This is a genomic window from Winogradskyella poriferorum (assembly GCF_036553625.1).
Lineage (GTDB): Bacteria > Bacteroidota > Bacteroidia > Flavobacteriales > Flavobacteriaceae > Winogradskyella > Winogradskyella poriferorum.
In genome coordinates, this window is record NZ_JAZHOU010000002.1 from 709,890 (window position 1) to 728,763 (window position 18,874).

The 18,874-nt window shown below is 31.6% G+C and carries 22 protein-coding genes and 1 other RNA gene; 13 read left to right on the forward strand and 10 right to left on the reverse strand.

Features of this window, described 5'->3' with window-relative positions:
• A complete protein-coding gene (locus V1468_RS09380) occupies positions 1 to 873 on the forward strand; it encodes a carboxylesterase family protein (protein WP_331809980.1) in 873 nt (290 codons plus the stop codon).
• Between the two features lie 117 nt (positions 874 to 990).
• Here the strand turns inward: V1468_RS09380 and V1468_RS09385 are convergent, their stop codons facing one another.
• Positions 991 to 1,914, reverse strand: a complete 924-nt coding sequence (locus V1468_RS09385; RefSeq protein WP_331809981.1) for a LysR family transcriptional regulator — start codon at positions 1,912 to 1,914, stop codon at positions 991 to 993.
• Between the two features lie 90 nt (positions 1,915 to 2,004).
• On the opposite strand from V1468_RS09385, the gene V1468_RS09390 reads away from it, so the two are divergent.
• From V1468_RS09390 to V1468_RS09400, 3 genes are read left to right on the forward strand one after another with little or no spacing between them, the layout of a single operon-like run.
• Positions 2,005 to 2,229 carry a hypothetical protein gene (locus V1468_RS09390; protein ID WP_331809982.1) on the forward strand — a complete coding sequence of 75 codons (225 nt, stop codon included), beginning with the start codon at positions 2,005 to 2,007 and terminating at the stop codon, positions 2,227 to 2,229.
• Between the two features lie 18 nt (positions 2,230 to 2,247).
• Positions 2,248 to 2,559, forward strand: coding sequence for a hypothetical protein (locus V1468_RS09395; protein ID WP_331809983.1), 312 nt, complete (start codon positions 2,248 to 2,250; stop codon positions 2,557 to 2,559).
• A gap of 36 nt (positions 2,560 to 2,595) precedes the next feature.
• Positions 2,596 to 3,567, forward strand: coding sequence for a sodium-dependent bicarbonate transport family permease (locus V1468_RS09400; RefSeq protein ID WP_331809984.1), 972 nt, complete (start codon positions 2,596 to 2,598; stop codon positions 3,565 to 3,567).
• 69 nt (positions 3,568 to 3,636) lie between these two features.
• Here V1468_RS09400 and V1468_RS09405 read toward each other — a convergent pair whose 3' ends face one another.
• Positions 3,637 to 4,686 carry a hypothetical protein gene (locus V1468_RS09405; protein ID WP_331809985.1) on the reverse strand — a complete coding sequence of 350 codons (1,050 nt, stop codon included), beginning with the start codon at positions 4,684 to 4,686 and terminating at the stop codon, positions 3,637 to 3,639.
• A gap of 102 nt (positions 4,687 to 4,788) precedes the next feature.
• On the opposite strand from V1468_RS09405, the gene V1468_RS09410 reads away from it, so the two are divergent.
• The gene (locus V1468_RS09410; RefSeq protein ID WP_331809986.1) at positions 4,789 to 5,253 is read left to right on the forward strand and encodes a nuclear transport factor 2 family protein; all 465 of its coding nucleotides are present in this window, start codon (positions 4,789 to 4,791) and stop codon (positions 5,251 to 5,253) included.
• 97 nt (positions 5,254 to 5,350) lie between these two features.
• Here V1468_RS09410 and V1468_RS09415 read toward each other — a convergent pair whose 3' ends face one another.
• Genes V1468_RS09415 through V1468_RS09440 form a run of 6 tightly spaced genes read right to left on the reverse strand, consistent with a single transcriptional unit; the run spans position 5,351 to position 10,551 of the window.
• Entirely contained in the window at positions 5,351 to 5,899 is a 549-nt protein-coding gene (locus V1468_RS09415; RefSeq protein ID WP_331809987.1) for a 1-acyl-sn-glycerol-3-phosphate acyltransferase, read from the reverse strand.
• Position 5,900: 1 nt separating this feature from the next.
• Positions 5,901 to 6,983, reverse strand: coding sequence for an iron-containing alcohol dehydrogenase family protein (locus V1468_RS09420; protein WP_331809988.1), 1,083 nt, complete (start codon positions 6,981 to 6,983; stop codon positions 5,901 to 5,903).
• Positions 6,984 to 7,030: 47 nt separating this feature from the next.
• Entirely contained in the window at positions 7,031 to 7,648 is a 618-nt protein-coding gene (locus V1468_RS09425) for a CatA-like O-acetyltransferase (RefSeq protein WP_331809989.1), read from the reverse strand.
• Positions 7,645 to 8,349 (reverse strand): HAD family hydrolase, encoded by a 705-nt coding sequence (locus V1468_RS09430; RefSeq protein ID WP_331809990.1) that lies wholly within the window; start codon positions 8,347 to 8,349, stop codon positions 7,645 to 7,647. The genes V1468_RS09425 and V1468_RS09430 overlap by 4 nt, the downstream gene beginning before the upstream one ends.
• The gene (kdsB, locus tag V1468_RS09435) at positions 8,340 to 9,068 is read right to left on the reverse strand and encodes a 3-deoxy-manno-octulosonate cytidylyltransferase (protein ID WP_331809991.1); all 729 of its coding nucleotides are present in this window, start codon (positions 9,066 to 9,068) and stop codon (positions 8,340 to 8,342) included. Before kdsB ends, V1468_RS09430 begins: the two co-directional genes overlap by 10 nt.
• 40 nt (positions 9,069 to 9,108) lie before the next feature.
• Positions 9,109 to 10,551: an ATP-dependent DNA helicase gene (locus tag V1468_RS09440; protein WP_331809992.1), complete on the reverse strand. Its 1,443-nt coding sequence runs from the start codon at positions 10,549 to 10,551 to the stop codon at positions 9,109 to 9,111.
• A 149-nt stretch (positions 10,552 to 10,700) separates the two neighbouring features.
• Between V1468_RS09440 and V1468_RS09445 the strand changes: the two genes are divergently transcribed.
• The 4 genes from V1468_RS09445 to V1468_RS09460 all read left to right on the forward strand — a co-directional run bounded on the left by V1468_RS09445 (position 10,701) and on the right by V1468_RS09460 (position 13,740).
• Complete coding sequence (locus V1468_RS09445; RefSeq protein ID WP_331809993.1) at positions 10,701 to 11,423, forward strand: hypothetical protein; 723 nt, start codon at positions 10,701 to 10,703, stop codon at positions 11,421 to 11,423.
• A gap of 2 nt (positions 11,424 to 11,425) precedes the next feature.
• Positions 11,426 to 12,232 carry a DUF3822 family protein gene (locus V1468_RS09450; protein ID WP_331809994.1) on the forward strand — a complete coding sequence of 269 codons (807 nt, stop codon included), beginning with the start codon at positions 11,426 to 11,428 and terminating at the stop codon, positions 12,230 to 12,232.
• Positions 12,232 to 12,768 (forward strand): RsmD family RNA methyltransferase, encoded by a 537-nt coding sequence (locus tag V1468_RS09455; RefSeq protein WP_331809995.1) that lies wholly within the window; start codon positions 12,232 to 12,234, stop codon positions 12,766 to 12,768. Before V1468_RS09450 ends, V1468_RS09455 begins: the two co-directional genes overlap by 1 nt.
• Before the next feature lie 210 nt (positions 12,769 to 12,978).
• Entirely contained in the window at positions 12,979 to 13,740 is a 762-nt protein-coding gene (locus V1468_RS09460; protein ID WP_331809996.1) for a hypothetical protein, read from the forward strand.
• A 51-nt stretch (positions 13,741 to 13,791) separates the two neighbouring features.
• Here the strand turns inward: V1468_RS09460 and rnpB are convergent.
• Positions 13,792 to 14,108: RNase P RNA component class A (gene rnpB, locus V1468_RS09465), an RNA gene on the reverse strand.
• A gap of 102 nt (positions 14,109 to 14,210) precedes the next feature.
• Between rnpB and dnaX the strand changes: the two genes are divergently transcribed.
• The 4 genes from dnaX to V1468_RS09485 are packed head-to-tail and all read left to right on the forward strand — an operon-like array spanning position 14,211 to position 18,273.
• Complete coding sequence (dnaX, locus tag V1468_RS09470; protein ID WP_331809997.1) at positions 14,211 to 15,929, forward strand: DNA polymerase III subunit gamma/tau; 1,719 nt, start codon at positions 14,211 to 14,213, stop codon at positions 15,927 to 15,929.
• A 4-nt stretch (positions 15,930 to 15,933) separates the two neighbouring features.
• Complete coding sequence (locus V1468_RS09475) at positions 15,934 to 16,518, forward strand: hypothetical protein (RefSeq protein WP_331809998.1); 585 nt, start codon at positions 15,934 to 15,936, stop codon at positions 16,516 to 16,518.
• Between the two features lie 4 nt (positions 16,519 to 16,522).
• Complete coding sequence (gene miaE / locus V1468_RS09480; protein WP_331809999.1) at positions 16,523 to 17,104, forward strand: tRNA-(ms[2]io[6]A)-hydroxylase; 582 nt, start codon at positions 16,523 to 16,525, stop codon at positions 17,102 to 17,104.
• Positions 17,105 to 17,142: 38 nt separating this feature from the next.
• Complete coding sequence (locus V1468_RS09485) at positions 17,143 to 18,273, forward strand: META domain-containing protein (protein WP_331810000.1); 1,131 nt, start codon at positions 17,143 to 17,145, stop codon at positions 18,271 to 18,273.
• A gap of 49 nt (positions 18,274 to 18,322) precedes the next feature.
• Here the strand turns inward: V1468_RS09485 and V1468_RS09490 are convergent, their stop codons facing one another.
• Positions 18,323 to 18,856 carry a porin family protein gene (locus tag V1468_RS09490; RefSeq protein ID WP_331810001.1) on the reverse strand — a complete coding sequence of 178 codons (534 nt, stop codon included), beginning with the start codon at positions 18,854 to 18,856 and terminating at the stop codon, positions 18,323 to 18,325.
• Positions 18,857 to 18,874 lie beyond the last annotated feature (18 nt).

The following is an 18,874-nucleotide window of genomic DNA, read 5'->3' on the forward strand; positions in this document are numbered from 1 at the left end:
TTGATAACACAATTAAAAAAAATTTTAATTATTTCTTTTCTATTTTTTTTAGCATGTAAAAAAAGAGAAGATATATCTACACTTCGTTATACAACTAGGACTACTCATATTTATAAAGAAAATCTCAGTTTTGATTATTACAAACCAAAAAAACCAAATGATTTTACAATAATTTATATACATGGTGGTGGGTTTTCTAAAGGAAAAAAAGACAGTAAAGAAATAATACAGCTTGCTGAAGACTTTGGAAAAAATGGCTATGCTACTATTTCCATTTCTTACAGACTTGGTCTTAAGGGATTTAATGATAACTGTAAAATATCTGCCTCAGATAAAATAAGAGCTTTTGATATTGCTTCTAAGGATATATACAATTCAATTAACTACATATTGCAGAACAGGCATAAACTTCATATTAATACTGATAAAATTTTTATTAGTGGTATAAGTGCTGGAGCTGAGGCCATTTTAAATCTTTTCTATTTAATTGAGGAAAAAACAATATCTCAAGAAATTAAATTCAAGGGTGTAATAAGTAGATCTGGGGCTATAAGATCCTTAAACTGTCTAGATAAAATTGACATACCTTTACAGCTTTTTCACGGTACTAAAGATTCAATTGTTCCTTATGATGTTGGTTTTCATCGTAATTGTATAGAAACTGAACCAGGTTATTTAAAATTATTTGGATCAAAAGCAATAGCCAATCATCTAAAAAAATCAGACAAACCATACTATCTTATAACATTGAAAAATGGTGACCATGGAATGAAAGCATTTTCCTATTATGATTATGTAAAAGAGTGTCTTTTGTTTTTAAATTCTGTTAGATTAAATACATTTAATAAACAAATTGAAAAGTACTATAATTAATTACTTTATTTAAAAATTAAGTCTCTAACTAAATTTACCAATATTAATTATACAACTTACTCATATAAAAAATACATTTTTATGTAAGGACTTTTCATGTTTAGCGATAAAAAAGATCTAGTAAGCCTTGTACCAATCAAAATTCTCCTTTATGATTCTATCTTTCTCATTATTTATAAATTCTAAATAAGCTTGAGCTACAGGCGAAAGATTTTTAGATTTTTGCCAGACTAGATTCCAATTTGTTACAATTGGCAACCCTTTGAATGGAATAATTTTTAAATCACCGTTTTTTAATTCATTTTTTATACCTATCAACGGCATAATTGAGTACCCTAAGCCTGCTATTACAGCTTGCTTTAATGCTTCATTAGAGGTAAGTTTCATGCGTTTTGGTGTACTGATGTTTTGACTTGCAATAAAAGATTCCATTGCATTTCGTGTAGCGGAACCATCTTCTCTATATAGCATTGGATAGTTTTCAAAAATTTTCTTCTTTGATACCTTTTGATTAAATTTCTTTTTAGTACCACCAACCAAATAAAGTCTGTTTTCCATAAGCTCTACTCTATTTAGGTTCAGTTGTTCTGGTATAATGGAAACTAAAGAAAAATCAACTTCATTATTTTCAAGACTTTTAACAACACTTTGCTTGTTAGTAACATCCATAATAAGATCAACACCTTTATTTTTATTTGTAAAGTCTGATAAAAAGTATGGCATAACATACTTACCTGTAGATACTACTGAAATTTTTAATCTGCCAGCAACTTGTCCTTTAAAAGCCATTGTCTTGTAATTTATAGCATCTACCTCATTAAGAATTTTTTCAGCTGCTTCTGCAATTTCCAATCCAAAATCTGTAACGTAAAGTTGTCTTCCAACCACTTCTGTGAGCGGTATAGAAAATTGATCTTGAAATTTTTTTAGTTGAATTGAAACTGCTGGCTGACTTAAAAATAAAGCTTCAGAAGCTTTTGTAATACTCTTTAACTGAGTGATTTTTAGAAATATTTGTAATTGATGTAAAGTGTAATTCATAAATATTATTTATAGATATGATTAAATATATATATAAAAATAAATAAAAAAATTGTTTCAATTTTGTCCCATGTTTAAAAATTATTCAAAATGAAAATGGAAAGAATTGAGTCTAACACCAATCCAAAAAAATTTGAGTTATATGAAAAAAAGGTTTCTCAAAGAACTAAAATTTATGTGGCTATGACTTTAATAATATTATCTGGCTTCATTACACTATCCTATGTGAATGATAATATTTTTATAGAATACATAACCATATGTGCCTTTATAATATCAAGCATTTGCTTTATAAAACTTACAGAAATTAAATAACACTAATCCAGTATTAAGATGTCAAACACAAAAAAACAAGACAAAATCGAAAAGGCAACCCAAGAGGTTAATTTGGTAGAAGGTTTATTTAGACCCTCAGAAGCTGATTTTTTAATAAATGTACTTATTGAAGAAAAAATAAACTTTCACAAGCTTCAAAGACTAAGTTTATGTATAGGGCAAGAAAAGGCCGATACAAAATATGAGAATAGTAGAATTGATGAACTTTTAAGGGAGAAACAAATAGCTAAAGACTACATTTCAGTTGCTAGAAAAGAAGGTTACAATGTGGTTATTAATGGCAAACTTAATATTTCGTTTGTAAAATAATAATAACTAAAATACTCTTTCTGAAATAATTCTACAATGGATTTACATCTATTATTTGATAACCTAACAAACCCTGCATTACTATTCTTTTTCCTTGGAATTATTGCAGTACAACTAAAAAGTGATTTAGAAATACCTGCTAACTCCTCAAAATTCATCTCACTCTACCTGCTTTTATCCATTGGTTTTAAAGGAGGACAAGAACTCTCTCATAGTGATCTTAATTTAGAAATAATTTGGTCACTTTTGTTTGGTGTATTTTTAGCAATAGTAGTACCTGTGTACACATATTTTATTTTAAGACGTAAGTTTAGCGTAGCTAATGCAGGTGCTATTGCCGCTTCTTATGGCTCTGTCAGCGCTGTGACGTTTGTAACGGCAATTTCATTTCTTGAGATTGAGCAAATAACATTTGGTGGCCATATGGTGGCAGTAATGGCTTTGATGGAAGCTCCTTCAATAATTATAGGCCTTTTACTTATTTCAATGTACGATAAAGAAAACTCCATCAAAATATCTATGGGAAAAGTTGCTAAACACGCCTTAACCAATGGTAGTGTACTTTTAATTTTAGGGAGTTTAATGGTTGGCTTTTTGGCAAGCGAGCAACAAGCTGAAGGTATAAAACCATTTACTACCGATATTTTTAAAGGTTTCTTGGCTGTTTTTTTATTAGATATGGGAATTACAAGTGGTAAAAAATTATCATCATTTCTTAAAAAAGGATGGTTTGCATTGATATTTGCTATAATTATTCCAATACTAAACGGAAGCTTAGTAGCTGTAGTAAGTTCTATTTTTACACAAAGTGAAGGAAATCGATTATTATTTGCCATACTAGCAGCAAGTGCCTCATACATTGCCGTACCTGCAGCAATGCGAATTGCTGTGCCAAAAGCAAATCCCAGTTTGTATTTACCAATGGCGTTAGCTATTACGTTTCCATTCAATATTACATTAGGCATGCCATTGTATCTCTGTATAATACAAATGTGCTCTATATTTTAAATAAAAAAGGCTTCCTAATTAAAGGAAGCCTTTTTCTTTCTCATAACAATTTTAAAACTCAAAAAAATATTAATTGTTAGATAAATACACCGACGAAGCCGATGCTAAAGCACTATTAAAAAACGGTGTTAAGTTACCACCAGCACCAATGTTATTGAAAGCTAAAATTCTTCCTCCACCATTTCCTGCTTCGGCTATATAAACTGTTTGTGAATCTGCATCATAAGCCACGTCTACTGGGTTTCCTAATAATGTAGAGCTACCAGAAACACGTGTTTGGCTAGATAACGCTAAGGTTCCTCCGTTAGAAGTCGCATTTAATTTATTGGTGAAATTTTCTATTACATGAAAACCACCATCATCTTGTCCGTTTGAAGCTTCAGCAATGTCAGTCATCACTAAAACATCCGAACCAGCATCGTAAGTAATACCGTGAGTTCTTACAATACCTTCAATAACAATACGCTTAGATGCACTTAATGTGGTTGTTGATGTATTTGATAAGAAGTTTGTAAAAATCGCTAATTCATTAGTTGCATCTACTACAGCATATAAATCGTTTCCGTTAAAAGTAATTCCCCAAAGTTTAAAGTTTGTAGTAATTACATTTCTAAGTGAAAAACTTCCATTAGACATTGTATAAACATACAATCTACCATCTGGCGTATTGGTATCACCATCAACATCTGCATTATCAGCTACCACAAATAAATTGCCATTAACTGCAACTTCACGAGGACTCATCATGTCGCTAGTACCAGTTACACCAACATTTATTACTGAACCACTTACAAGGTCATCCACATCCATGAATCCTTCTAAATTATTTCCAGATCTTGATGCTTGAAAAACAGACTCTGTACTACTGTTATAATACACACCGTCAGCAGCAGTAGAAGTGGTAATTAAGGTTTTTGATGTAATACTCTGAGAAGATGTTACATCATACACAGTAATATTACCATCAGAATTGTTTGAGGCAAAAAGGCTAATTGTTCCGTCATCTCCATTATTATTGCTATCATCATCGCTACAAGAAGTCGCTAAAAATGATACCATAATAACTAAGGTTGCTATTAGTTTAGAATTTCGAATTTTCATTACATTTTGAATTTTCATGATTAAATAAGTTTTTTGTTTGTACTTTACTTACGTAATTATGATTAGGTGGGTTTTAAAAAAGTTCTAAAAAACTCAAATTAATTATTTAAAACATTGATTATGAGAAATTTAATTTCTGATTTTTATAAGGCATTTCATCAACTCGATGCTAATAAAATGACTTCATGCTATCATAAGGATGTTGTTTTTGAAGATCCTGCCTTTGGTGTTTTAGAAGGTAAAAAAGCTGGTGCTATGTGGCACATGCTTTGCGAATCACAGAAAGGAAAGGATTTTACAGTTGAAGCTTCAAATATTACTGAAAATTCAGCACATTGGGAAGCTTTTTATACTTTTAGTAAAACGGGAAGAAAGGTTCATAATAAGATTGATGCTGCATTTGAATTTAAAGATGGTTTAATTATTAAGCATACAGACCATTTCAATCTTCATACTTGGGCAAAACAAGCTATTGGTTTTAAAGGTTGGTTATTAGGTGGTACAGGTTTTTTTAAAAAGAAATTACAATCGCAAACAAACCGTCTTCTCAATAAATATATCGTAGAAAAAAAGCTACCGAATTAAATCGATAGCTTTTTGAGGCAATGTTTCTTTTTAGGGACTTAATAGTTTACTTTATGTTTCATTGCATATTATATAAAACAAATCTTATGCCAAATATTTAACTATATTTTTTTACTTTACCTTCTACACCCTTGTAAAAAGCCTTCATAAATTTAAAATCGTCTTCAATGTTATCTGTTGGATAAAACGGTTCCGATACTTTATTCTGCTTATTCTTAAAATCGAAAGTAAACATGATGATTGGCACATTAGCCGCTTTAGCAATATAGTAGAAACCTGTTTTCCATTTTTCCACTTTTTTACGTGTTCCTTCTGGAGCAAGAGCTAATCTAAACTCTTCTTCATCCTTAAATAATTTAGCAATAGCTTCAACTTTATTCTGACCCGAAGTTCTATCTAATGCCTTTCCGCCAACAGCTCTAAAATAATAACCAAAAGGCCAACGAAATAATTCTTTTTTAGCTACAAAATTGGTTTTAACTCCCGCTACTTTTCGTAATAAAATGCCTATATAAAAGTCGTGCCAACTTGTATGAGGTACTCCAATAATTACAGCCTTCTTTATTGTATCTGTTGAAAAGTTTGTATTACCAACAATTTTCCATCCTAAGAGTTTAAAATAAATAAATTTGGCTGCCCAACGCATCTTACATCTTTTTGTAGAGCTTTAGAAGTACTTCTCTGGTAATTTTAGTTTTCCAGTTTTTGCCAATAGCATTTTCCCATAAAGGTTCCAGACTCAGTGCCACATCTATCATAGTATTAAGCTGATTATCATCTAAGTCTGCGCAAATACCTTTTGGCAATTCAATACCATGTTTTTCTTTCATTTTCTTAAACATAGCAACTCCCTCAGGGTAATAGTCCTCTAAATGATCAAAAACAATACAATTTCCTATACCATGTTTTACACCTAAAAGGTAGCCTAAGCCATAACTCATAGCATGTGCAACACCAACTTGAGAGTATGCTATACTCATACCACCATGCCAAGAAGCCATCATTAGTTTATCTTGAGATTCTTCTTCAGTCAAATTATCACTTAAGAAAATTTCTTGACAAAGCTCATAAGCTTTCTCTCCATAGGTTTTACTAAAAGCATTTAAATACGTTCCGTTAAGAGATTCTACACAGTGAACAAAACAATCCATACCTGTGTAAAACCATTGATTTTTTGGAACATCTTTAGTTAATTCTGGATCTAGAATAACTTGATCAAAAGGTGTATAATCACTATTAATACCCAGTTTGCGGTCTGGACCAGTAAGTATTGTTGTTCTAGACACTTCTGCTCCGGTACCCGAAATTGTTGGAATACCAACATGATATATTGCTGGATTTTTTATTAAATCCCAGCCTTGATAATCTTTCGATTGACCTTTATTGGTTAACATTAGAGATACTGCTTTAGCAACATCCATAACAATACCTCCACCTATTCCTATGATGCCAGAAGGTAATTCACTATATTCTAGAATAATATCTTCTACTAATTGATCTATTTGAGACGTTTTAGGCTCTTCTTTGGTAGGTACGTAAATAATCTTGTCCTTATAAGACAAAGTAATTCTTGAGGTTAACCAATGGTTGCCCTTAAAAACGTCATCTACATAATATATGAATGGTGCGTTTCGTCCATTTCGTTTAGTAGCTAAAATTTCATCTAATTGATTAAAACTTCCGCGTCCAAAAACAATTCTAGACACCATTGGAAAATTTTTATATATCATTTACTCTTATATATCTTTAACAAAAATAATAACAAACTTGGTATTACCTAAGTATTTAAATTATTTTGAAATATTTCAACAAACTGCCCAACATGATAACCATCAATTAATGCATGGTTAACATGTATAGACACATTTATTATTAATTGATTTCCTTCTTTTTTAAATTTTGAAAACGCCAATTCTGGTATTGATTCTATATTACCAGAAGAAGGTTCTTTATGTCCTGAAAACTGAAACCAAGGCAATGCAGAACAATGTATACAATCCTGACCATTTACAGGAGGATACAACTCATCTGAGCTTTGGATTCTTTGTTTTTCTTTATTGAAAGAACTAATAAATTCTTCTAAATCTTCACTATAGTTTATAAACGAAAAACCATAGGTATTATCTTCTCGCGCTATTGTTGCAGAAGCATGTATAACTTCAAAATCTACAATGTTATCATCAATTATTCTGTATCTAAAATTATCTACAGCATTGATAGCCTTCATACAATCATGTAAGTATTTAACAAAAAAACTTACGTTATTCTCCTTAGAAAACTCAAATGCTCTTGTAACATTAAACGGTACAACAACACCAAAATAAGGGTCTTGTAATTGCATAAAATGATTATATAACCGTTTTCGGCTCCAGGAATCAACGTCTATATATTTCATTTTAAAATATTTAAAATATCGCTTAGACTCTCAACTGTTTTATACTCTAATCCGTTTGTGTCTTTTTTGTTTACTTTTTCGTGTTGCCAAGTTGTATGAAAAGGAACATGTATGGCTTCTGCTCCAATATTTACTAATGGCAAAATATCTGACTTTAACGAATTACCAACCATCAAAAACTCTGAAGGTTTAATGTCTAAATGTTTTAACAACTTATCGTAGTTGGCTTCTTGTTTTTCGCTCAACACTTCAATATGGTGAAAGTAATCTAAAAGTCCTGATTTTTCCAGTTTACGCTCCTGATCTAACAGGTCGCCTTTAGTTGCAACAATTAATTTGTAATCTTTAGATAAAGTTTTTAAAACTTCTTCAACACCGTCTAATAATTCAATAGGTTTATTAATCATATTTTTACCAATATCTAAAATCTTACCTATAATTTCATTTGAAACGCTTCCATTTGATAATTCAATAGCCAACTCTATCATAGATAATACAAAGCCTTTTACACCATAACCGTAGGTTGAAAGGTTTTTCATCTCCATTTTAAAAAGTTCTTGGTCTATTTTATTTGGTGTCTCGTAATGCGACAACAAACGACCAACCTCTTCTTCTGCCTCTCTAAAATAGGTTTCGTTAACCCAAAGTGTGTCATCAGCATCAAAGCCAATTACTTTTATGTTGCTATAGTCTATTTCCACAATTTTTTAGCTCTTTCTAAATCCTCTGGAGTATCAATCTCTACACCTTGAACTTGGGTTTCAACCATTTTAATTTTTTTACCATATTCTAAATATCGAATACATTCAATCTTCTCGGTTGCTTCAATAAATTGCATTGGTAAAACGGTAAAATCTAATAAAGCTTGTTTTCTAAAAGCATAAATTCCTTTATGCTTAAAATAACGCGCTCCTGCTTCTTTATCTCTCGGGAAAGGAATTGGGCTTCTAGAAAAGTATAAAGCAAAGTTATTTTGATCTACGATAACTTTAACAGTATTTGGGTTATTGATTTCGTTCCAATCTGTGATCTCTACCATTAAAGATGCTAAATCAATTTCTTTTTGTTGGTCTTCTTTAAAGACCTCTAGTACTTTTCTTAAGCTTTCTGCTTCTGTAAAAGGTTCATCTCCTTGTACATTAACAACAATATCACAATCTACACTAGCTACTGCTTCTGCAATTCTGTCACTACCAGATTCGTGTTCTTTTTGGCTCATTATAGCTTTTCCGCCATTATCAACTATTTCATTGTAGATAATATGGCTATCTGTTACAACATAGACTTCACTAAAAAGATTTGTTGCTACTGTTGCTTCGTAGGTTCTGAGTATTACTGATTTTCCGGCCAAATTTTGCATTAATTTGCCTGGAAAACGAGAAGCACTGTAACGTGCAGGAATCATGGATATAATCTTCATATATCTGCTTTATCGGTATTCAAAAATAAAGTTTTCTCTTTTAATTGACGCCGTTTTCAACAAACATTTCGTCCTTAAAACCTATGAGATAAAGTTTTTCTTTTGCTCGTGTTACTGCAGTGTACAACCAGCGTAAGTAATCTTTATCCATGCCATTTGGCAAGTATGGTTGTTCTACAAAAATAGTATCCCATTGGCCACCTTGAGACTTATGGCAGGTTATTGCATAAGAAAACTTTACTTGCAATGCGTTAAAATATTTATTGTTTTTAACACCCAAAAAACGCTTGTAGTTACTGGTCTCATTGGCATAGTCCTTTGCTACTTCTTGATATAGTCTGTTAGAATCATCGTAGCTTAACGACGCGCTTTCTGCATCAATTGTATCTAAAAGTAAGACGGTTTCAAAAGGTCGCATTCTAGGATAATCGACCATTTTTACTTTGACTTCAGCAAATTTAAAGCCGTATAATTCTTTAATACTAAAGATTTCTAGCACTTCTATAATGTCGCCATTGGCAATAAAACCAGCTTCGGTTGTTGGTTTAATCCAAAAGTAATTATTCTTAACTGCCATAAGGTAATCTCCTGCCGACAACTCACTTTCATTAAATAGAATGCGCTCTCTTATTTGCTTGTTATAAAGATTTGCTCTTTTGTTACTACGGACTATTATTGCAGTTTCTTCATAACCATTACTACTGTATGCATCATTAATGGCATCCATAATTTCGTAACCATCAACTAATCTTACAATATCCTTAAACGGAGTAACATTAAATTTGAAGCTCTCATAAAATCCAGATTCTAAAGTAGATCTCAGTTCTGTAGCATTTTCTAAAATACCAGAGTCTTGTTCTTGTCGTACCACTTCATCTAGCTCTACACCAGAAACATCTTTGTTATAATTAAGACTTAACTTATCAGAATCTAAAGCAGGACTTAAATCTGATTTTACAGGTGGCAACTGTGCTTTATCACCTATTAACAATAGCTTACACTGATGACCTGAGTATACATATTGCATTAAATCATCTAGAAGAGATCCGTTTTCAAACAATTTTGAATCAGATGGTGTGTCTGGTATCATTGAAGCTTCATCAACAATAAATATGGTGTTTCTGTGCTTATTGGGCTGCATAACAAATTTTACACCTCCACCCTTCTCTTTTTTAGGAAAGTATATCTTCTTGTGTATTGTAAAAGCCTCTTTTTTGGAATAATTTGAGATGACCTTAGCAGCTCGTCCTGTAGGTGCTAGTAGTACAGCACTTTTTTTTGCTTGCCATAAATTATTAACAATTGTTCCTACAATACTTGTTTTACCAGTACCAGCATATCCTCTTAACAAATAAGTCTGATTTGAAGACTTGTCAAAAATAAACTGAGACAATTGCATTAAGACCATGTCTTGTTTAGAAGTTGGAGCAAATGGAAACTTAGACTTTAATAGTGTATAAAATGCAGAAGCATTAGTAATCATATAGAATTAAATTATGAGCAATATACCATTATTATACTATCATAAAAAAACCTATTTGAAATTTGAATGATTTTTATTTAGATAGTTTTTCCCAATAAAAAAAAATTGTAGATTTGCGAGAAAGCTAATTAATTAATAAAAACTATAAAATGATAATTGCAGCTATAATTGGTATTATAATTTTAACCATCCTTATTGTATGGGTAATTGACAAATTTGTTCCTAAAAAATTAAAACCAGTAATTAACTTGGTACTTTGGGCACTTATTATTTTTCTTGGGTACATTACTTTTATGTCAGTATACAAGGAAATACAATTCAATCAGTTGAAGGTTGAGCGTTACAAAGTTGTAATTGATAGATTAGTAGATATTAGAGATTCTCAGATTGCATACAAAGAAGTAAAAGGAGAATATGCTGGTAGCTTTGATAAGCTAATAGATTTTGTAGAAAACGACAGTATTCCTATTACACAAAGAAGAGATAGTACTGTACTTGATGAAGAGCGTACAAAAGCATTTGGTGGAGTTGAAACCTTTAAAACTATTACCTTAATTGATACATTAAACTATTGGAATGTAAAGGACTCTATTTTTAAAGGCGATAGTCGTTATAAAAACATGGCTGATGTTGGTGTTGGTAAGCCTGGAGCTAAATTTACTTTAAAAGCAGGTAAATTAGAAGAAATTCCTGTATTTGAAGCAAGTGTTGACAAAGCCATTGTATTAGATGGACAAGAAAAATACTTAATAGAAAAGGAAAAGCAAGCAGTTTCTATTGCTGGTGTTAAAGGAGAATCTGTAAAAATTGGTTCTATGGAAGAAGTTAATACTAGCGGAAATTGGGGTAAAGACCTTTCAACAAAGGAATAGTTTTGACTAAAAATAACATTAAAGAACTGTCCATTCAAGTTAATTTGAATGGGCTTTCTTTTTGTATACTAAACAGAACCTCTAACACAATTGAGTTTCTTAATAGTATTGAGTTTAATCACAAGCTCAATCCTTTTGATGTTCTAAATCGTCTAAAAACCGAGTTAAGTGCCAACTCTGTATTTTCAGATGAATTTGATAGTATCACTGTTATACATCAAAATGAACTGTCTACACTAGTGCCAAAAGCACTCTTTAACGAAAACAACAAGGCAGACTATTTAAAATTTAATACAAAAATTCTAAAAACAGATTACATTACACATGATGATATTATTGTGAATGAAAGTGTAAACGTATATATACCATATATAAATATCAATAATTATATTTTTGAAACCTTCGGCGAGTTTACCTACAAACATTCTTCTACTGTTTTAATCGATGCGCTTTTGCAAAAAAAGCACGAGAGTGATACTACAGAAGTGTATCTACACGTAAATAGTAATACTATTGAAATTGCTGTATTAGACAAAAAACAGCTTCAATTATTTAACATTTTTGAGTATCATAGCAAAGAAGATTTCATATACTATGTTTTATTTGTTTTTGAACAGCTTAATCTCGATGTAGAAACTACCATAATCCAGCTAAGTGGCAATATTCATAAAAATGATGAATTATATAGTTTACTGTATACTTATGTAAGACATGTAGAGTTTGACAAATTAAACTTTACATATAACTTCTCAGAAAAAATCGACACACAAAAGTTGCACAAATCCTATTTGATACTAAACACGTTTTAATGCGAATAATCTCTGGAACATATAAAGGCAGAAAAATTGTAGCACCTGCTAAACTACCTGTTCGTCCAACTACAGACATGGCAAAAGAAGCTTTATTCAATATTTTGAATAATCAATATTATTTTGACGACATCTCTGTATTAGATTTATTTTCAGGAACAGGAAATATAAGTTACGAATTTGCTTCTAGAGGTACAGAAGACATTACAGCGGTAGATGACAATTATGGCTGTATAAAATTTATAAACAGTACGGCAGAAAACTTTGATATGCCTATAAAAACAATAAAAAGTGATGTCTTTAAGTTTTTAGAAAACAATAACCAGCAATACAGTATAATTTTTGCTGATCCACCATATGATTTTGAGGTAGAACTATTCTCAAAAATCCCTCAATTAATTTTTGAAAACAACTTACTTCAAGACGAAGGGCTTTTAATCATTGAACATTCTAAACACACAGATTTAAGCCACTTAGAGCATTATTCTCATTTTAAAAAATATGGTGGGAATATGTTTAGTTTTTTTGTTAAATAGCAGCCCTTTTCACTCATTAAATTCACTAAAAACACTCAAATTTTATATACCTCAATTTGTAGTATAAATCCTAAATTTATTTTTTCACTACATTAGCGATATAATCTTCTGATTTTTAGACAAATAAACAGCCCTGTTTATCTTCGATTTAATTAACCTCTGTTGGTACTTGCTATTAAATAATTTACTAACCAATTAAATCAATTTATTATGAAGAATTTAAAAACGGGATTACTAATTCTCTTAATTACAGTTTTTACTGTAAACTTTTCAAATTCACAAGAAGAAGAGCAACCAACAATGTTTGTAGTACATACAGACAATGTAAAGTTTGAAATGATGCAAAAATATGAAGAACTAGCACTGAAGCTAAAAAATAGTTGTGACGAGAATAAAATTGAAGGTATGAGTTGGACAACCATTAGTGTGGAGGACGGTCGTTATGTTTATGTATCACCAATTAAGAACATGGCTGAGTTAGACACCAACCCAATGGAAGGTCTTGCAAAGAAAATTGGAGAAGAAGAAATGGGTAAAATGTTTGAGGGAATGGATGAGTGCTATGATTCTCACAGTAATGAAATTATACATTTTATACCAGAGTTATCATATACTCCTGAAGGCTATACTACCAAAGACAAAAACGAAAGAGAATATCACTTTTTGTATTACGCTCCAAAAAACGCAAAAGCTATGAATGAAGGCATGGCAAAAATTAAAGAGATGTTTGAAACAAAAGGTGTTAAAAATGGATATGAAGTATACCACAGTGGATTTGGCAGCGAAGAAAGTTACTATATGGTCTCTATAGCTGGTGAAAGTGAGTTAGCCATAGCACAAGATGGTGAAGATGATGACGAACTTTTAGGAGATGAAAGCCAAGCTACATTTTGGGAAGTAATTAAGCTCGCAACTAAATATAATGAAGTAGAAGCCAAGATTCGTCCAGATTTAAGTTATTATCCGGAATAAAACATTCAGTCCAAAAACAAACCCTTTACTATTTCAGTAAAGGGTTTTTTATATTTAAGCAAACCTATAAGCCGAATTCTGTATCGAGACAGTAATCGTCTCAACCCTTATCATTTATCTGAGTTTACTGTTACCAGCAAACTTTAGCTGCCTACCCTCCAACATCGAGCGTGCAGCCCTCAAACGTTGGTATACATGACATTGCACCGCATAGAGTTTACCTGATTTCACTACAGCATTACCTGTACATCCTTTCTGTTGCACTTTTCCTAGCCTCACGGCTGGTGGCTGTTAACCACTATGCTTGCACTATGGTGTTCGGACTTTCCTACCCTAATTAAATTAGAATCGATAAGGCGATTTACTAGCCGTCAAAATTACATAAATTGTTAATAACTCCTATTAATTTTTAATCTTAAGAAATGGCTATTTAGAGGTTATTATTAAATTTGTAATTCAGTTAATTTTTCATGGAGCATTTCGTAGTATCGGCACGTAAATACAGACCTCAAACCTTTAAGGATGTTGTTGGGCAACAAGCCATTACTAATACACTTCTTAATGCTATTGAAAACAACCACTTAGCACAAGCTTTATTATTTACAGGTCCGCGTGGTGTAGGCAAAACAACATGTGCACGTATCCTTGCTAAAATGATAAATAGCGATGGAAACACTAGTGAAGACGAAGACTTCGCCTTTAATATTTTTGAGCTAGATGCCGCTTCAAACAACTCTGTAGACGATATCAGAAACTTAACCGATCAGGTGAGGATTCCTCCACAAGTTGGTAAATACAAAGTCTACATTATAGATGAGGTACACATGCTCTCTCAAGCTGCTTTTAATGCTTTTTTAAAAACGTTAGAAGAGCCACCAAAACACTGTATCTTTATTTTGGCAACTACAGAAAAGCATAAAATTATACCAACAATTTTATCGCGTTGTCAGATATTTGATTTTAAACGCATTACGGTTACTGATGCTAAAGAATACTTAAAGTACATAGCAGAAGAACAAGGCATAAAAGCAGAAGATGACGCATTGCATATTATTGCTCAAAAGGCAGATGGTGCAATGCGTGATGCTTTATCAATTTTTGATAGAGTTGTAAGTTTTTCTGGTAAAAATTTGACTAGACAAGCTGTAACCGAAAACCTTAATGTATTAGATTACGAAACGTATTTTGAAAGTACGGATTTAATCTTAGAAAATAAGATACCTGATTTATTGGTTCAATTCAATACAATACTATCAAAAGGTTTTGATGGTCATCATTATATTGCTGGTTTAGCTTCACATTTTAGAGATCTAATGGTTTGTAAAAACCAAGCCACTATAGAGTTACTAGAAGTTGGCGAAGAAACAAAACAGAAATATGTAGATCAATCCAGAAAAACGTCTAACACTTTTCTGCTTAAAGGCATTGAACTTGCCAATGATTGCGATTTAAAATACAAAACAAGTAAAAATCAAAGATTACTGGTTGAGTTAACACTTATGCAATTAGCCTCTATCACTTTTGATGGAGAAAAAAAAAATGATAGACATTTCATAATTCCACCTTCTTATTTTCAAGCAAAAGGTATTAAACCTGTACCTGTTGCTAAGCCAAAAGAAGAAGCTAAATCTGTTTCTCAACAACCAAATATTCAGAGGAAAGAATTAGAGCCGGTTAACACAGTTTCTGAGCCAGTTACAATTCCTAAAATATCAATTGATAAGGCAAAAAAATCGACTTCTGGTTTATCCTTAAAAAGCATTAGAAAGAAGAAAGAACATCAAATACGTCAATTAGATGTTGTAATAGACGAAGAGGATCTTCCTAAAGAACCAGTTACTCAAGAAGCACTAACAGAAGCCTGGAATGATTATACAGCTTCAGTGTCTAAAAAAGGTGAAAAAATATTGGCTTCCATTCTTCAAATGGATAAGCCAAAATTAAAGAATACTGCAATTCACCTAACCTACTCTAACAATACCAATAAAATTGAGCTAGAGCGTGCTCAGTTTCCACTTCTCGCCTATTTACGAAAGAAGTTAAAAAACTATGATCTGCATTTAGAAATTACAGTAAATGAAGAAGTAGCAAAAAAATATGCTTTTACTCCAAGAGAAAAGTACGAAAAGCTAAAAGAGAAGAATCCAAATATAGAATTACTAAAGAAAGCTTTCGGATTAGACATATAATAGTATGAGAATATTTCTTGGTATTTTATTAATTATAGTGCTTGGCTTTACTAGCTGTGAAGGCCGAATTAGCAAAACTCAGGCATTAGAAAAAGACATTAAAGAGTTTCAGGATTCTGTTTCTATACAAGTAGATATATATAAGCCCAAAAACTATTTAGAGCGTGAAGTAGACACTACACTCAGCAATGGCTTTAGAGTTAAAAAAAAAGCTTATACTGACATGGACAACAGCATTCTCTTAACTAAAATAAAAGATACCATTAACTATCAAACATATTATCGAAATTTTAAGTTTGATATTTTAGTTGAAAAGGATAACAAGGTCATCTATAACAAAAGTTTCGATAAGGAAAAAGCGAATAAAGCGTTTAAATTTAATCCTAATCTGGTAAAAGGTTCAGAGCTTTATAACTTTGATAAACTTGCTATATTAAACGCTATACAAGTAGATGATGCTCCACGCTATATAAATATGGTAGCCATAGACGTTATGTATGCTATACCTGAAACTGATAAGGTATCTCATCACAAAATATTGATTAACGACAAAGGAAAAGCAAACTTTATTCAAACAGAAAACTATTAAAACTATGTTAGGTCTTAAACTTCCAACAGACCCAAGATGGGTAAACATTGTAGAAAAAAATATTGAAGAAATATTAACTGACCACGCTTATTGTGAGCAGAAAGCCGCCAGTACTGCAATTTCATTGATTGTAGGCTTCCCTGAATACACAGAGCTAGTGCAAGAAATGATTGATTTGGTAGAGGAAGAAATGAGTCATTTTAAAATGGTGCATGACCTTATCTTAGAACGAGGTTGGACACTTGGTAGGGATCGTAAAGATGAATATGTACTTGCCTTATTAAAGTTTTTTCCAAAAGGAGGTAGCAGAACCACACAGTTAGTACATAGATTATTATATGCAGCTTTAATTGAAGCACGTAGCTGTGAACGTTTTAGATTACTATCTGAAGATTTAGAGGACAAAAAACTAGCCAAATTTTACAGAAAATTAATGATTAGCGAAGCTAACCACTACACTATGTTTTTAAATTTTGCAAGGCAATATGGCGACAGAAAAGAAGTAGACCAAAAATGGCAACAACTGCTTGAATATGAAGCAGAAATAATGAAAGATTTAGGTAAAAAAGAAACTGTACATGGGTAATATTTTATAAATTAGAGCAATAATTAGCTCTAATTTCCATGAAACACATTTACACTTTAATCTGTTTATTTGCTTTAATCTCTTTTAACGCTTCTAGCCAAAGTGATTTAATAGGTACTTGGTATTTAGACCATATCGTTAAAGAAGGTGTAACTCATCCTAACTATTTTAATAGCTACACTGTTTTTAGTCTTGAATTTACAAACAATTCAGGCGATTTACCTGGGACTTTAAGTTTTAGTTCTGGCCATGGCTGTAATGCCTCTAACGGGTCTTATTCTGTAGATACTAATGAAATTACAATCAACACATCTGGAACAACGCTTGCCGATTGCCTTACTGCACCATATGCAATCTACGAAGAACTTTATTATAATGAATTAAATTGTAATGGTGGTTTAGATTGTATACAAACGTATTCAATCACAGGAACGGGAGATGACCAAGTTTTAACCTTAACAAATACAGATGGAAATTCATTGGTATTTGGAAAACAACCACCAACCACTTTACTAGTATCAACATGGTGGTTGCATCATATAGATATTCCTGGAAATCCTATTATTGATATACCAATACTAGAGAATGGTCCTTCTATCACATTTTCAAATCAGATCGATTTTAATAGTTTTTATATGTATCCTAGTGGTGAGGGTTTTGGAGGTTGTAACGACTTTTACATTAAATATAATACAAGTTTTAATGGAGGTAACAATATTACAATCATTGATTATGGAGCTACATTGATGGATTGTGGAAACTACGCAATTGAAAATTCATACCTATACGACATATTATTTAGTGAAACTACAAACTTCTTCGAATTTGAGATTGTAGATGAAGGTTCTACATTAATTTTAACTGATTTATTAGGTGCAAAGTTAATTTTTGGAGATACCTCTTTATCAATAGATGAATATGATGAGAGTCGATATGATATTTCTTTACTACAAAATCCTGTTGAAGACAAGCTTTTGCTTAATATAGACAATCAGCTATTATCAAAAACTATTGAATACTCGATTTATTCAATAGAAGGCAAACAAGTAAAATCATCTATTCTGAATAATGATTCTATTAATGTTGAAGATATATTTTCTGGGGTTTATTTTATTAGTTTCGTAGGTGAGGATTCTTCAGCTAAAACTCTAAAGTTCATAAAAAAATAAAGGCCTTAACCATACAGTTAAAGCCTTTAAAATTATTTCAATTTATCTTTTAAATCTTTATTCCAAAACCAAATTGCATTACATGATTTTTAGCTTCTAGATTTGGTATGTCATCTTCATCCAAGATGTTTGTTAATCCATAAGAAAATCTGGCATCAACAAACAACTCATCTGTTATCATATATTCTGCTCCAACAACACCAGAAAATGCAAATGTTGAAAAGCCATCATTGTCTTGCCAAGTTTTTAAGGCTACCTGAGGTCCTGCCATAAAAGACAATCTATCTGAAGTAGATAATTTTAATAAAATTGGCATTTGTATGTAATCTGCTCTTAGGCTTTCATCTTTTCCTCCTTCAGCAGACCATTGCAATTCTGTATGCAAAGCTAAATCTTCAGAAAAACCATAATCTACAAAACCTGCAAAAGCAAAACCATTTCTATGCTGATTATTGAAAGTTGCATCAGGATCAAAATCTAGGTTAGATACATTAAGTGCACCTCTTACACCATAACGAACTTCTTGAGCTAAACAAATTGTTGTAAAGCATACCAGTATTGAGGCAAGTAAAATTTTCTTCATAATATTAATTTGAGATAA

Excerpts from the sequence above, each read along its gene's own strand:
- V1468_RS09410 (WP_331809986.1), top strand. The coding sequence starts at position 4,789 with ATGAGAAATTTAATTTCTGATTTTTATAAGGCATTTCATCAACTCGAT.
- V1468_RS09440 (WP_331809992.1), bottom strand. The coding sequence starts at position 10,551 with ATGATTACTAATGCTTCTGCATTTTATACACTATTAAAGTCTAAGTTT.
- V1468_RS09460 (WP_331809996.1), top strand. The coding sequence starts at position 12,979 with ATGAAGAATTTAAAAACGGGATTACTAATTCTCTTAATTACAGTTTTT.
- V1468_RS09490 (WP_331810001.1), bottom strand. The coding sequence starts at position 18,856 with ATGAAGAAAATTTTACTTGCCTCAATACTGGTATGCTTTACAACAATT.
- V1468_RS09475 (WP_331809998.1), top strand. The coding sequence starts at position 15,934 with ATGAGAATATTTCTTGGTATTTTATTAATTATAGTGCTTGGCTTTACT.
- V1468_RS09420 (WP_331809988.1), bottom strand. The coding sequence starts at position 6,983 with ATGATATATAAAAATTTTCCAATGGTGTCTAGAATTGTTTTTGGACGC.
- V1468_RS09400 (WP_331809984.1), top strand. The coding sequence starts at position 2,596 with ATGGATTTACATCTATTATTTGATAACCTAACAAACCCTGCATTACTA.
- kdsB (WP_331809991.1), bottom strand. The coding sequence starts at position 9,068 with ATGAAGATTATATCCATGATTCCTGCACGTTACAGTGCTTCTCGTTTT.
- miaE (WP_331809999.1), top strand. The coding sequence starts at position 16,523 with ATGTTAGGTCTTAAACTTCCAACAGACCCAAGATGGGTAAACATTGTA.
- V1468_RS09425 (WP_331809989.1), bottom strand. The coding sequence starts at position 7,648 with ATGAAATATATAGACGTTGATTCCTGGAGCCGAAAACGGTTATATAAT.
- V1468_RS09485 (WP_331810000.1), top strand. The coding sequence starts at position 17,143 with ATGAAACACATTTACACTTTAATCTGTTTATTTGCTTTAATCTCTTTT.
- V1468_RS09385 (WP_331809981.1), bottom strand. The coding sequence starts at position 1,914 with ATGAATTACACTTTACATCAATTACAAATATTTCTAAAAATCACTCAG.
- V1468_RS09395 (WP_331809983.1), top strand. The coding sequence starts at position 2,248 with ATGTCAAACACAAAAAAACAAGACAAAATCGAAAAGGCAACCCAAGAG.
- V1468_RS09445 (WP_331809993.1), top strand. The coding sequence starts at position 10,701 with ATGATAATTGCAGCTATAATTGGTATTATAATTTTAACCATCCTTATT.
- V1468_RS09415 (WP_331809987.1), bottom strand. The coding sequence starts at position 5,899 with ATGCGTTGGGCAGCCAAATTTATTTATTTTAAACTCTTAGGATGGAAA.
- V1468_RS09405 (WP_331809985.1), bottom strand. The coding sequence starts at position 4,686 with ATGAAAATTCAAAATGTAATGAAAATTCGAAATTCTAAACTAATAGCA.
- V1468_RS09455 (WP_331809995.1), top strand. The coding sequence starts at position 12,232 with ATGCGAATAATCTCTGGAACATATAAAGGCAGAAAAATTGTAGCACCT.
- dnaX (WP_331809997.1), top strand. The coding sequence starts at position 14,211 with ATGGAGCATTTCGTAGTATCGGCACGTAAATACAGACCTCAAACCTTT.
- V1468_RS09390 (WP_331809982.1), top strand. The coding sequence starts at position 2,005 with ATGAAAATGGAAAGAATTGAGTCTAACACCAATCCAAAAAAATTTGAG.